Source organism: Propionivibrio sp., assembly GCF_041441355.1.
Classification (GTDB): Bacteria; Pseudomonadota; Gammaproteobacteria; order Burkholderiales; family Rhodocyclaceae; genus Propionivibrio.
In genome coordinates, this window is the sequence record NZ_JASDTF010000035.1 from 1 (window position 1) to 11,891 (window position 11,891).

The 11,891-nt window shown below is 64.8% G+C and carries 12 protein-coding genes; 5 read left to right on the forward strand and 7 right to left on the reverse strand.

Annotated elements, in window-relative coordinates:
* Positions 1 to 265: 265 nt before the first annotated feature.
* Positions 266 to 397: a hypothetical protein gene (locus tag QMB55_RS11990; protein WP_497588946.1), complete on the reverse strand. Its 132-nt coding sequence runs from the start codon at positions 395 to 397 to the stop codon at positions 266 to 268.
* A 53-nt stretch (positions 398 to 450) separates the two neighbouring features.
* Positions 451 to 867 carry a DUF6573 family protein gene (locus tag QMB55_RS11995; RefSeq protein WP_497588947.1) on the reverse strand — a complete coding sequence of 139 codons (417 nt, stop codon included), beginning with the start codon at positions 865 to 867 and terminating at the stop codon, positions 451 to 453.
* 937 nt (positions 868 to 1,804) lie between these two features.
* Here QMB55_RS11995 and QMB55_RS12000 point away from each other — a divergent pair.
* Together QMB55_RS12000 and QMB55_RS12005 are read left to right on the forward strand one after the other, a co-directional pair.
* Positions 1,805 to 2,605: a hypothetical protein gene (locus QMB55_RS12000; protein ID WP_497588948.1), complete on the forward strand. Its 801-nt coding sequence runs from the start codon at positions 1,805 to 1,807 to the stop codon at positions 2,603 to 2,605.
* Between the two features lie 153 nt (positions 2,606 to 2,758).
* Positions 2,759 to 3,019: a DUF7706 family protein gene (locus QMB55_RS12005; RefSeq protein ID WP_497588949.1), complete on the forward strand. Its 261-nt coding sequence runs from the start codon at positions 2,759 to 2,761 to the stop codon at positions 3,017 to 3,019.
* 213 nt (positions 3,020 to 3,232) lie between these two features.
* On the opposite strand, the gene QMB55_RS12010 is transcribed toward QMB55_RS12005, so the two are convergent.
* Positions 3,233 to 4,063, reverse strand: coding sequence for a phosphoenolpyruvate hydrolase family protein (locus tag QMB55_RS12010; RefSeq protein WP_497588950.1), 831 nt, complete (start codon positions 4,061 to 4,063; stop codon positions 3,233 to 3,235).
* 38 nt (positions 4,064 to 4,101) lie between these two features.
* Complete coding sequence (locus QMB55_RS12015) at positions 4,102 to 5,325, reverse strand: Tm-1-like ATP-binding domain-containing protein (RefSeq protein WP_497588951.1); 1,224 nt, start codon at positions 5,323 to 5,325, stop codon at positions 4,102 to 4,104.
* Between the two features lie 170 nt (positions 5,326 to 5,495).
* Between QMB55_RS12015 and gluQRS the strand changes: the two genes are divergently transcribed.
* Positions 5,496 to 6,437 carry a tRNA glutamyl-Q(34) synthetase GluQRS gene (gene gluQRS / locus QMB55_RS12020; protein WP_497588952.1) on the forward strand — a complete coding sequence of 314 codons (942 nt, stop codon included), beginning with the start codon at positions 5,496 to 5,498 and terminating at the stop codon, positions 6,435 to 6,437.
* A 73-nt stretch (positions 6,438 to 6,510) separates the two neighbouring features.
* Entirely contained in the window at positions 6,511 to 8,199 is a 1,689-nt protein-coding gene (locus QMB55_RS12025) for a sensor domain-containing diguanylate cyclase (RefSeq protein WP_497588953.1), read from the forward strand.
* A 7-nt stretch (positions 8,200 to 8,206) separates the two neighbouring features.
* Here QMB55_RS12025 and QMB55_RS12030 read toward each other — a convergent pair whose 3' ends face one another.
* From QMB55_RS12030 to QMB55_RS12040, 3 genes are all read right to left on the reverse strand, one after another.
* Entirely contained in the window at positions 8,207 to 8,962 is a 756-nt protein-coding gene (locus QMB55_RS12030) for an endonuclease/exonuclease/phosphatase family protein (protein WP_497588954.1), read from the reverse strand.
* Between the two features lie 6 nt (positions 8,963 to 8,968).
* The gene (gene nadA, locus QMB55_RS12035; RefSeq protein WP_497588955.1) at positions 8,969 to 10,066 is read right to left on the reverse strand and encodes a quinolinate synthase NadA; all 1,098 of its coding nucleotides are present in this window, start codon (positions 10,064 to 10,066) and stop codon (positions 8,969 to 8,971) included.
* A 71-nt stretch (positions 10,067 to 10,137) separates the two neighbouring features.
* The gene (locus tag QMB55_RS12040) at positions 10,138 to 10,587 is read right to left on the reverse strand and encodes a rhodanese-like domain-containing protein (protein WP_497588956.1); all 450 of its coding nucleotides are present in this window, start codon (positions 10,585 to 10,587) and stop codon (positions 10,138 to 10,140) included.
* 286 nt (positions 10,588 to 10,873) lie between these two features.
* On the opposite strand from QMB55_RS12040, the gene glnA reads away from it, so the two are divergent.
* A partial coding sequence (gene glnA, locus QMB55_RS12045) for a type I glutamate--ammonia ligase (RefSeq protein WP_497588957.1) occupies positions 10,874 to 11,891 on the forward strand: 1,018 nt, incomplete at its 3' end.

Here is an 11,891-nt window from a genome sequence, read left to right on the forward strand (position 1 = left end):
ACCCGCTGACCGCTTCTGCTGACGCTTCTTACACCACGTCCCGGGACACGATCTGTTTGGCCTCGTTGTGGAGCAGCGCAGGGGGCAGGTGGGGCGGGTTTGAACGGGAAACTGTTGCGTTGCTGATATGGCTGGAAAGAAGCGCCATAAAGGTTAAGGCGGCAGGGCGATTGCCGGCGCCGCTCACGGAAACAAGTTCGTCGCCGTACCCGCCCCCCTTGCCCCCTCCGAAGGGAAAGGGGCTGACGGCGCTGTTCCGCCTGGATTAGGACACCCAGGGGTTGTGATAGACGTTGTTGTCTACGCCGTAAGGGTTGCCTGCCACGTCGGTGCCATAAGGGTTGCCGGGGGTCATCGGCAGGCCGGTTGCAGGGTTGAAGTTATCGAAGTCGCTCATGGTTTTCTCCTTGCAGAATGAAGCCGGCCACGGTTCCCTGGCCGGCGGGGGAATTAGTCTTCGTTGGGCTTCAGGACGGTGATGACCGGCTCGCCAGAGTCACCTGGTCCGATGCACAGCTTCAGCGCGGTCAGGCGAGGTCTGCTCCCGTGGTTGCCACGCGGGACGCGGTGCATTTGAAAGGTCAGCAGGTCGCCCGTGCTACGCCTAGCGGCCAGATGTGCCATCCACAGCACATCCCAGAGCCGGCCCTGTTCGTCCTGGTAGGTTTGGCGGCGGTTGTTTTCTTCTCCCCAGGCAACGCAATCGGCCCAGACGGCGGCGGTCAGCGCCACTGGAACGCGAAAGCCTGCCTCCCGCGCCAGTTCGGTGACATCCACCAAGAGCCCATCCGCGATAGCCTGCGCCCTGCTGTAACGGTGAATTGGTTCGCCAAAGCCGCTCTCATGGCTGCCGTGCTGCTTACTCATCTTTTGCTCCTTTCCAATCTGACCGGGTTCCTAGATTCAGAGCCCCCTCTTTGCCTTTCCGGTCTTGGCGTTGAGGGGGCATTTGCTTTCCGCCGTACTTCCTGAGTCCATCGCCCTGGCGAACACCGGACACAGGCCACCAGGCCAGAACGCAAGGACGCAACCGAAGCCGCAGCCCGAAGGGACCGGGTGAAGGGGCGCACAAGGTGCCAACGGCCCTTGCGGTCTGGACGGCATGGGTCAGGGTCGCCGTGATTGGGTGATGGACTCGGGCGGCGGAAAGCGCTCCCCGTGCGCCGAGGCCGGTGGTCGCGGCCAGGAGCCGCGACACTGCGCACGGTCTGGCAACAGTCCGTGCCATGACAGAGCAAGCCATGGGCGCGCAGTCGCTGGGTAACAACCGAGCGACGTAGGGGAGCCACGTCAGCCGGAGGCTGAATGTGGGGCTAGGGCATCGCTGCCCGCCGCCCCCGCAATCGCACCCTGCCCCAGCAGGGTCGATGGAGGGCTTGGGGGGAGCCGGCTGGCGCTGGCGGCCCCAGCCGCCAGAGACGCGCCCACTCGTCGGCAGCCTGCCGGGGGGCAACGCCCCGGCGCCCAAGCCGGCAGGCGCGGGAAACCCTGTTGAGTCGCGCAAAGCAAGACCGAGTGCGAAGCCGAAGCCCGCGGCGCGTCCAGCGACTGGGGCAAGAGGGTTTCCCGCGCGTGGAGTGGCGCGCGAAGCGCAGAGCGGAAGGCACGGGGCGCCCTCGCCATTAGGGACACGGGCGGCGTCCAGACATCCGAATTGCCGGCCGGGCGTCCAGACCGGGGAAAGGCGATGTTGGCCCCCAGCTGCATGGCAGCTGTTCGTACCACCTGTTCACCTCCCGCCGTATTGGGAGGCGAATGGGGGCTGGGAGCTATACGGGTTATCTACATCGAGAGGAGATAACCCATGGCGAACCATAAAGACGGGCGGATAACGGCCAGGGAGAATGAAATCCGGGTGCTGCGGGCGTTGCACCGTTGCGGCTGGTTGCGCACCCGCGACCTGGCGGCACTGGTCTGGCAGGATTGGACGCGGAACCCAACTGGGGAGCCGAGCTTGAAGCCGCCGACGCCAACGGCGAGCGGGCTGCGCATGGCGCAACGGACCTTGCGGCGGCTGCGCGATAAGCGGCTGGTGTTGAGTAGCCAGGCACCCGACGGCAGCATCATCTATGCCCTGGCCGAAGCCGGCGCCCGTACCCTTCAGCAAATTGGTGTGGTGGCAGTAAGCGGCAAAGACTTGATGCGCAGCTTCAGCGCCGCACATTTTCGGCATCGGTGCATCTCAAATGAGATAGCGATTGGCGCAATCGTTGCTGGCTACCGCGTGTCTACCGAACGGGAAATAGCGCAGGGGCTCTGGCTGGGCGGCGAGGAAGGCATCAAGGCCAAAAAACCGGATGTTCTGCTCCGGTCCGGCAACACGGTGTGGTGGGTTGAAGTCGAGAAGTCCCGCAAGAACGTGAAGGATTACGCCGCACTGTTGAAGTGGCTGGGTTTGGCGGCCCAGGATGCCTTTCGTGCTACTGGCCCTGTGCTGCTAGGTGAGAGAGTTCGCTGGGGAAAGATTGCGTTCATCTGCACCCCAGCATTCCGCACAAAGCTGACCCGTGACCTGACAGCAGCAGGCTGGAAGAAGGCGCACCTCGAAGCGTTCCTGATTTTCGAGGTGCACCTATACTCATTTGAGGAAATATTGTTTTCCTAATCGAGGCAATGGGGAGTGGCTTGGGTCGGCACCACTCTGCACGTCAAATTTCTCATCACGGCAATAATCCAGCCGTGAGCCTGGGGGGACGCGTCGCCGGCCCCCCTTGGGTTACTTTTCTATGGCGTCGAACGCTCGAAAGGAGCACAACGAATGGAACACGAACGAGGCTCCTCAAAGCACCAGCGCGAATTGGAGCGCCTGGATGCCGTAAAGCACGGGCATGAACGGCCTACGGAAGAGGACTACGATACGGTTGACTTCACACCGGCTGAAGGCCGCATGTTGATTAGGTTTTTTGAGGACTTCGGCTATCAGGATGCAAAGCGGCGTTTTGCATCTGATGTGGAGGCTCTGTTAATGTTGCGGGCAATCGACAAACTCTCGTCCGGCCTGCGCGCTGCTGGGTATTAGCACCTATTGCCCAGCGACGCCGAAACCGGGTATGAAACCGGGTATATATGAAATCAAATTCCAAAGAATTCAGCATTGGCAATGGTTTTGACGGTAAACTTTCTGTTTAACGTCTAAGCCGCAAGACCAGCACTGGCGCGCCTTCCAGGCGCCCGCCGGGCCCATCGGGAGGCGCCACTGGGCGCCTCCTTTGTTTTGCGTGTTGGCCGCACCTTAGCGGCGGATGGCCTTGAACTTGCGCGTCTGCTCGGTCAGCGCGCCTTCGACCGGCAGGCGCTCCATGCTGGAGGCGCCGTAGAAGCCGTGGCATTCCGGGCAGTGGCGGAGGATGTATTCAGCGTCTTCCGGGTTGGCGATCGGGCCGCCGTGGCAAAGCACGATGACGTCGGGCTTGACGCGTTTGGCCGCCGCCGCCCAGGTGTTGATGCGCGGCACGCAGTCGGCCAGGGTAAGGGCGGTTTCGGCGCCGATTGCGCCGCCCGTGGTCAGGCCCATGTGTGGGACGATGATGTCGGCGCCGGCGCGCGCCATGTCGGCGGCGCTCGTTTCGTCGAAAACGTAAGGCGTGGTCAGCAGGCCGAGGCTGGCGGCTTCGGCGATCATGTCGACCTCGAGACCGTAACCCATGCCGGTTTCTTCCAGATTGGCGCGGAAGGTGCCGTCGATCAGTCCGACGGTGGGGAAGTTCTGCACGCCAGAAAAGCCCATGTCGATCAATTGGCGCAGGAAGTGGGTGCGCAGCATGAAGGGATCGGTGCCGTTCACGCCAGCGAGGACCGGCGTCCGCTTGACCATCGGCAGGACTTCGCGCGCCATGTCGACGACGATTTCGTTGGCGTTGCCGTAGGCGAGCAGGCCGGCGAGGGAGCCGCGTCCGGCCATGCGGTAGCGCCCTGAGTTGTAGATGACGATGAGGTCGATGCCGCCGGCTTCTTCGCACTTGGCGGAGAGGCCGGTGCCGGCGCCGCCGCCGACGATGGGTTCGCCGCGCGCGATCATGGCGCGGAATTTTTCGAGCAAGGTGTCGCGGGGAATGCGGGCCATGGAAAGCTCCTTTCGGATCGAAGTTGGGCGAATGCGGTTTAGGCGAGCAGCGACTTGAACCGCGCGACTGCGAGGGCGGCGAAGGCCGGGTCGTTGATGTGCAGCGGGGTGCGCAGCAGCTGGCGGTTGGGCGCGGCGACGAAGTCGCGCTCAATGGCGGCAAAGAGCGCGGCGTCGGCCGCCGGGTCCCAGAACGGTTTGCCCGGCGCGTCGAGCATCGATACGCCGCCTTCTGGCAGGAGGAAGCACACCGGGCCGTCCATGCGGTTGAGCTTGGCGGCGATGAAGCGGCCCATGGCCGCGTTTTCCTCGGCGTTGGTGCGCATCAAGGTGACCTGCGGGTTGTGCTCGTAGAGCGTGCGCTGGCGGTAGTGCGACGGGACGGTGGCGGGGGCGCCGAAGTTGACCATGTCGAGCGCGCCGCAGGAGCCGAGGTAGGGGACGCGGCTGCGCGCGATGGCGTCGAAACGGTCCGGTCCGGCGCTGAACACGCCGCCCATCAGCTCGTCGGCCACCTCGGTGGTGGTGAGGTCGAGCACGCCGGCGAGGAGGTGCGAGTCGGCGAGCTTTTCCATCGACTGGCCGCCGGTGCCGGTGGCGTGGAAGACGAGGCAATCGTAGTCGTTTTCGAGCGCGGCGCAGACGGCCTGGACGCAGGGCGTGGTAACGCCGAACATGGTGAGGCCGAGCGCCGGCTTGGCGTCGACCGTTTCGGCGGGCGGATGGGCGATCATGCCGCCGAGCGCGTGCGCTGCGTTGGCGAACACCTTGCGGCTGATGCGGTTGAGGCCCTGCACGTCGGTGACGGCGTACATCATGCACAGGTCACTGGGGCCGACGTAGGGGCGGGTGTCGCCCGAGGCGACGGTGCTGACGAGGACCTTGGGCGTGCCGACAGGCAAGGCGCGCATCGCCGGCGCCACCAGCGCCGTGCCGCCCGAGCCACCGGCCGAGAGCAGGCCGGCGATGTCATCCCGGCCGCGGACGAAATGCTCGAAGGCCACGGCCATCGCCGCCACTGCGCTGCCGCGGTCGCCGGTGAAAACGGCACTGGAACCCTGTGGGTGGCACGCCGCCACGGCGTCCGGGCGGATGTCCGCCGCAGAGGCATGGCCGCTGGTGGACAGGTCGATGGTGCGTACCCGGACGGCCATGCCGGCCAGGCAATCGCGCAGGTAGTCGAGTTCTTTCGCCTTGGTGTCGAAGGTGCCGGCGACGTAGGCGTAGCGGTCCTGTCCCGTTGCAGATGCTGCTGCGTTCATTGCGCCTCCCGTGGTTTTCACGTCATCGATTGCGCAAGCGTCTTGGCCTGGGGCCGATTCAGGGGCGTTGCCAGGCGCCGCGCCGAGTGCGGGCTGCGAAGGCTCCGCATCGAGTACGGTGCCATGCCGCAGGAATGAAGTAAACCCTCGTGCCGCGCTACAATCACTGCATGTCATCCGATCCCCTGCCTGCGCCATCGGCGCCCTATCGCGGCCGCTTCGCTCCGTCGCCGACCGGCCCTTTGCATTTCGGCTCGCTGGTGGCCGCGCTCGGCAGCTATCTGGACGCCCGGGCGCAGGGCGGTGAATGGCTGTTGCGCATCGAGGACGTCGATGCGCCGCGCACGGTACCGGGGGCAGAAGCGTCCATCCTGAACACCCTGGAGGCGCTGGGTTTTACCTGGGACGGTCCGGTGGTGCGCCAGAGCGAACGGTTGGATGTGTATCACGGCGCATTGGTCCGGTTGCAGGCGGAAGGCCTGGTCTATCCTTGCGCCTGTACCCGTAGCGAGATCGCGGCGCGTACTTCCGAAGCGTCGGTCGACGGTGGCTTGCTTTACCCCGGAACCTGCCGCGCCGGCTTGCCGGCAGGTGTTGCCGCACGGGCGTGGCGCTTGCGGGTGCCGGATCGCGAGTTTGCCTTCGTTGATCGAGTGCAGGGCGCACATCGCCAGAACCTCGAGCGCGAGGTCGGCGATTTCGTCCTTCTGCGCGCGGACGGGCAGTACGCCTATCAGCTGGCGGTGGTGGTCGACGACGCCCTGCAGGGCGTGAATGCGGTCGTGCGCGGCGTCGATCTGCTCGATTCGACGCCACGCCAGATGTGGTTGCAGGAATGCCTGGGCGTACCGACGCCGACGTACGCTCACCTTCCGGTGGCGGTCAATGCCGCCGGCGAGAAACTCTCCAAGCAGACGCGGGCGCCGGCTGTCGATCCGCGGCAAGGAAGCCGTGTTCTGGCCGAAGTGATGCGCTTTCTCGGGTTCGACGTGCCCGCCGGCCTGCGGCAGGCGCCCTTGCCCGAGTTCTGGGTCTGGGCACAGGCCGCCTGGTCAATGGCCGATGTGCCGAAAGTGCGCGCGATTCACCTGCCGGGGACGGACTCAGACTGATCCTGCGACTTCGACGAAACTTGGGGCGGCGTAGGCCCTGAACTAGGATGAAAATAACAACGACAGGTCCGTCATGCATATCCCTCTTCCCAGCGACAACGACCCCGCAGGCGCGGCTTCCGGCGCAAGGCTCGATCTGCGTGCGCCGGCCTTCTCCCGCCTGTGGGCGATTTTCGTGGTCGGTCTCGCGATCTTGACCGTGCTCGCCTGGACGGTCAGTGACCGGCTTGCGCAGCAACGGGCGGAAAATCTGCTCCTGCGCGAGTGGGACCGGACCCTCAGCCTGGCCGGCACCATCGATGCCCGGCTGGGCATGCTGCTGGTACGCACGCGCAGCGTTCCCAATGTGCTTGCGCAGGAAAGCCAGATCGTCGCTGCGTTGCAGCGCGAAGGGGCGGATGTTGTTCCCAATGGGGTATCGATCGACGCTTATCGGCAGCGCCTGGACGCGGACCCGCGCTTGCGCGCGCTCGAGCAGCGTCTAGAAATCATGGTGCGGGAGTTTCACGTCGACCAGATCTGGGTCGTCAATGCCGCCGGCGATTGCATTGCCTCGGGGGGCTTTGCGCCCGATGCGCGGGCGACCGGGATCAATTATGCCGACCGGGAATACTTCAAATTGGCCATGGTCGGTCACATCGGGCGTCAGTCGGCGGTGGGGCGGACGACCGACGTGCTGAGCGTTTATTACGCCGCGCCGGTCACGGTCGGCGGGCGCATGCTGGGCGTCGTGGTGGTCAAGATCGAGGCGCGCCAACTTTCGGCCCTGTTGCCCGATCGCGGCGCCTTTGTCACCGATGAACTGGGCGTGGTCGTCGCTGCGGCGGACCCGGGGCTCCTGCTCAAGGTGTTGCCGGGGCAAAAGGCGGCGACGCAGACCCGCGCCGAATTGCTGGCGCGCTATAAGCGGGCAACGCTCGAGGCGTTGCCTTATACGGCGGCGAAAACGCCATTTGCGCCCTTGCCCGGGGCGGTGGCGTCGGCGGGGGCGGTTCGGGTCGAAGGGAGCGAGGCGCTTCATCTGTTGGCGCGTTCGGCGAGTCAGGCCGATTTCCTGCAGGTTTGGGTGGCGCGTGAGGCGCCCGAAGTCATGCGCCTGCGCCGCGATGGCGTGGGCGCGTTCGCGTTGATGCTGCTGGCCGGGGCTTCGCTCTGGGCTGTGATGCTGTTGGGGTGGGCCTATCATCGGCGCGGGCAGCAGTTCCGAGCAGAAATCGGGCGGGCCAACGTCGAACTGGTGAAGCTGAACGAAGAGCTGCGCGTCCAGGCTCGCTTCGATGCGTTAACCCGTTGCGCCAACCGCGCCTATTTTCTTTCCGAACTTGAGACCGCGATGCGGCGGGCGCAACGCGCCGAGCGGCCGTGTTCGCTGGCCGTGCTCGACCTCGATCACTTCAAGTCGATCAACGACCGTTACGGCCACGCGGCCGGCGATGACGTTCTGGTTTGCTTCGTGCGGCGGGCCGGCGCCATGCTCCGTTCGACCGACCTGCTGGGGCGCTTGGGCGGAGAGGAGTTCGCGGTGTTGATGCCCGATACCGGTTGCATGGGAGCGCTCGAGCTGGCTGAGCGCCTGCGGGCCGGGGTCGATGCCGAGGTCTGCATGGCCGCGGACCTCGAAATTCCGATCAGCGTCAGCATCGGGGTGGCCGAGTGGCGCGGCAAGGGCGAGTCGAGCGAGGATTTTCTGGCCCGCGCCGATGCGGCGATGTACGTCGCCAAGCGGGGCGGGCGCAACCGTGTCGTCGGCGCCGACGACTGATTCGGCTTCAGGCGCGCAAGCGCGCCGACAGCGGAGCGTGATCGGAAAGCGAAGCCCAGGGCTGCCCGAGGTGAATTTCAGCGTGCTCGATGGAAAAACCGCGTACGTAGATGCGGTCCAGGCGCAGCATCGGCCGGCGCGCCGGGAAGCTACGTCCCGGTCGCCCGGACTGCAGGTCGCCGATGACTTCGCGCAAACCGAGGCGTTCGGCGAGCCGAGTTTCCGCTTCGTTACGCCAGTCGTTGAAATCACCCGCGACGATGAGCGGCGCTTCGGGCGGCGCGATCGCTTCCAGGTAGACCGACAAGGCATCCATTTGTCGGCGCCGCGAGCGGGCGAACAACGAGAGATGAACGCAGACGCAGTGCAGCGCTTGCGCGAAGCCGGGAACGTCGATGACGCAGTGCAAGAGACCGCGGCGCTCGAAACGCAGGTGGGTGACGTCTTGATTGTGGGCGTGCGCGATCGGGTAGCGCGACAGGATGGCGTTGCCGTGGTGGCCGTGGTCGTAGATGGCGTTGCGTCCGTAGGCGGCGGATGGCCAGAAGCCGTCAGCGAGAAATGCGTACTGAGGTTCGGTGGGCCAGTCTTCGATGACCGTGGCATGCCGGTTGTGGCGCCCCTGGACTTCTTGCAGGAAGACGAGATCGGGTGAGAGTTCGCGCAGGCGTTCGCGCAGCTCATGCACCATCATCTGGCGCTTGAACTGCGAGAAGCCCTTGTGGATGTTGTAGGTGACGACGTGCAGCGGGCGGCCGGACATCTCGCCTCAGGATGCGGCTAGCATCCGCTCCAGGGCGAGACGGGCGAGAACGGCTTCGTGTTCGGGCACGTGAATGCGGTTGACGATTTCGCCAGCCGCCAGGTTTTCGAGGGTCCAGGCCAGATGCTGCGGGTCGATGCGCTGCATGGTCGAGCACATGCAGACCGTCGAGGCCATGAACTGGACGATCTTGCCTTCGGGTTTGACTTCTTCGGCCAGGCGGTTGACCAGGTTGAGCTCGGTGCCGACCAGCCAGCGCGTACCGGGGGCCGCCTCCTTGACGACCTTGACGATGTGTTCGGTCGAACCGACGAAATCGGCCTGCTGGCAAACCTCGAAGCTGCATTCGGGGTGGGCGATGACGAAACCGTCAGGGTGCTGGGCACGGAAGCGCTCGATGTGCGTCGGCTGGAACATCTGATGCACCGAGCAATGGCCTTTCCAGAGCAGCATCTTGGCCTTGCGGATCTGGTCGGGGGTCAGGCCGCCGAGTTCGAGGTCCGGGTCCCAGACCACCATTTCATCGAGCGCAATACCCATGGTGTGACCGGTCCAGCGGCCGAGGTGCTGGTCCGGGAAAAAGAGGATTTTGGGCCGGCGGGCGTAGGCCCATTCAGCGATCCGGCGCGCGTTCGACGAGGTGCACACGATGCCCTCGCGGGCGCCGCAGAAGGCCTTGAGGTCGGCTGCGGAGTTGATGTAGGTGACCGGCGTCACTTCGTTGTCGACGTCGATCACGCTCGCCAGTTCGCGCCAGCAGCGCTCGACCTTGGCCAGGTTGGCCATGTCGGCCATCGAACAGCCGGCCGCGAGGTCGGGGAGGATGGCGATCTGTTCCGGCTTGGACATGAAGTCGGCGACTTCGGCCATGAAGTGCACGCCGCAGAAGACGATGAACTCGGCGTCGGTCTGCGAGGCGAGGCGTGAGAGCTTTAGCGAGTCGCCGGTCAGGTCCGCGTACTGATAGACGTCGGCGCGCTGGTAGTGGTGGCCGAGGATGACGGCACGCGAGCCGAGCTTGGCACGCGCGGCGCGGATGCGTTCGTGGCAGGCTTCGTCCTGAAGCCGGTTGAACTGGTCGAATTCGATGCGTGAAGTCTTCATTGCGATGGTCGGTGGCCCGCCACGCGGCGGACAACGGTATTGGACTGGAGGAAGGGCGGTCGGCGCGGGCTTTAGCTTTGCCAGGGCAATCCGGCGTGGCGCCAGCCGCCGATGCGCCCGCGTTGACCGTGCGCATCCTTGTCGCCCTCGAAGCCTTCGAGAACGTTGAAGGCGGCGGTATAGCCGGCCTCGTAAGCCAAGGACGCGGCTTGGTGCGAACGGACGCCGCTGCGGCAGAGGAAGAGAACCAGTGCTTCGGGATCGACGCACTGCCTGAGTTGCGCCAGGAAATGGGCGTTCGGCTGGCCGCCGGGGTAGCCGATCCATTCGATCTCCACGGCGCCGGGAATCCGGCCCACCCAGTCCCATTCGGCCCGGGTCCGGACATCGACCAGCGTGGCTCCGGGGGCGCTTTGCAACAAGGCGTAGGCCTCGCTCGGCGTGACGGCGCCGGCGTAGGGCAAGTCAGCCTCGCTGGCGCGGGCTTGGGCACGGTTCAGGATGTCGGTCAGGGTTCCCATGTCTGTGGATAAAACCAGAGTCTCGCATTAGAGTATAAAGCACTTGTCCGGTCGGTGTCCGTGAGAAAGCGGGCACTCGACGAAGGCACAGCGCTGGTGCGTTCGTCGCTCGAAAATGCACCAAGTTGGTGCTTTTTTGGTCCGGCGTTTCCCGGGAAAAGATAGAATTCGCCTTGTGGCGCAATGGCAGAAACGATTGCTGGGTTTGGCACGCTTTCTGCTAGATAAGTTCGCGCCTTTTTAAAATACCGCCGGGATGCCCGGCACCGCAGAGGAGACAATGCAGATGGCTAGCCCGAATGATGTGATCAAGATGGTCAAGGAAAACGACGTCAAGTTCGTCGATTTCCGCTTTACCGATACCCGTGGCAAGGAACAGCACGTAACCGTCCCGGTCAGCGCCTTCGACGAGGACAAGTTTGAGTCGGGCCACGCTTTCGACGGCTCGTCGATCGCCGGCTGGAAAGGCATTCAGGCCTCCGACATGCTGCTCATGCCCGATCCCGCGACCGCCTACATCGATCCCTTCTTCGACGAAACCACCGTCGTCCTGCACTGCGATGTCGTCGATCCTGCCGATGGCCGTGGTTACGACCGCGACCCGCGCTCGATCGCCAAGCGCGCCGAAGCCTACCTGAAGTCGACCGGCATCGGCGACACCGCCTACTTCGGTCCCGAGCCTGAATTCTTCATCTTCGACTCGGTCGAGTGGAACGTCGATATGTCGGGCTGCAGCCTCAAGATCTACTCGGCCGAAGCCGCATGGACCTCGGGTGAGAAGAGCGAAGGCGGCGGCGGCACCGGCCACCGTCCGACCGTCAAGGGCGGCTACTTCCCCGTTCCGCCGGTCGACAGCCTGCACGACATCCGTTCGGCCATGGTCCTGACCCTCGAGTCGCTCGGCATTCCGGTCGAAGTGCATCACCACGAAGTCGCCACCGCGGGCCAGTGCGAGATCGGCACCGTGTTCAGCACGCTCGTTAAGCGCGCCGACTGGACGCAGACCCTCAAGTACGTGGTGCATAACATTGCCCACCAGTACGGCAAGACCGCGACCTTTATGCCCAAGCCCATCGTCGGCGACAACGGTTCGGGCATGCACGTGCACCAGTCGATCTGGAAGGACGGCAAGAACCTGTTCGCGGGCAACGGCTACGCCGGCCTGTCGGAAATGGCGCTCTACTACATTGGCGGCATCATCAAGCACGCCAAGGCGCTGAACGCCATCACCAACCCGGGCACCAACTCGTACAAGCGCCTCGTGCCGCACTACGAAGCGCCGGTCAAGCTGGCCTACTCGGCGA

Bases quoted from the DNA above. Each gene is read 5' to 3' on its own strand.
- QMB55_RS11990 (WP_497588946.1), bottom strand. From the start codon at position 397: ATGAGCGACTTCGATAACTTCAACCCTGCAACCGGCCTGCCGATGACC.
- QMB55_RS11995 (WP_497588947.1), bottom strand. From the start codon at position 867: ATGAGTAAGCAGCACGGCAGCCATGAGAGCGGCTTTGGCGAACCAATT.
- QMB55_RS12000 (WP_497588948.1), top strand. From the start codon at position 1,805: ATGGCGAACCATAAAGACGGGCGGATAACGGCCAGGGAGAATGAAATC.
- QMB55_RS12005 (WP_497588949.1), top strand. From the start codon at position 2,759: ATGGAACACGAACGAGGCTCCTCAAAGCACCAGCGCGAATTGGAGCGC.
- QMB55_RS12010 (WP_497588950.1), bottom strand. From the start codon at position 4,063: ATGGCCCGCATTCCCCGCGACACCTTGCTCGAAAAATTCCGCGCCATG.
- QMB55_RS12015 (WP_497588951.1), bottom strand. From the start codon at position 5,325: ATGAACGCAGCAGCATCTGCAACGGGACAGGACCGCTACGCCTACGTC.
- gluQRS (WP_497588952.1), top strand. From the start codon at position 5,496: ATGTCATCCGATCCCCTGCCTGCGCCATCGGCGCCCTATCGCGGCCGC.
- QMB55_RS12025 (WP_497588953.1), top strand. From the start codon at position 6,511: ATGCATATCCCTCTTCCCAGCGACAACGACCCCGCAGGCGCGGCTTCC.
- QMB55_RS12030 (WP_497588954.1), bottom strand. From the start codon at position 8,962: ATGTCCGGCCGCCCGCTGCACGTCGTCACCTACAACATCCACAAGGGC.
- nadA (WP_497588955.1), bottom strand. From the start codon at position 10,066: ATGAAGACTTCACGCATCGAATTCGACCAGTTCAACCGGCTTCAGGAC.
- QMB55_RS12040 (WP_497588956.1), bottom strand. From the start codon at position 10,587: ATGGGAACCCTGACCGACATCCTGAACCGTGCCCAAGCCCGCGCCAGC.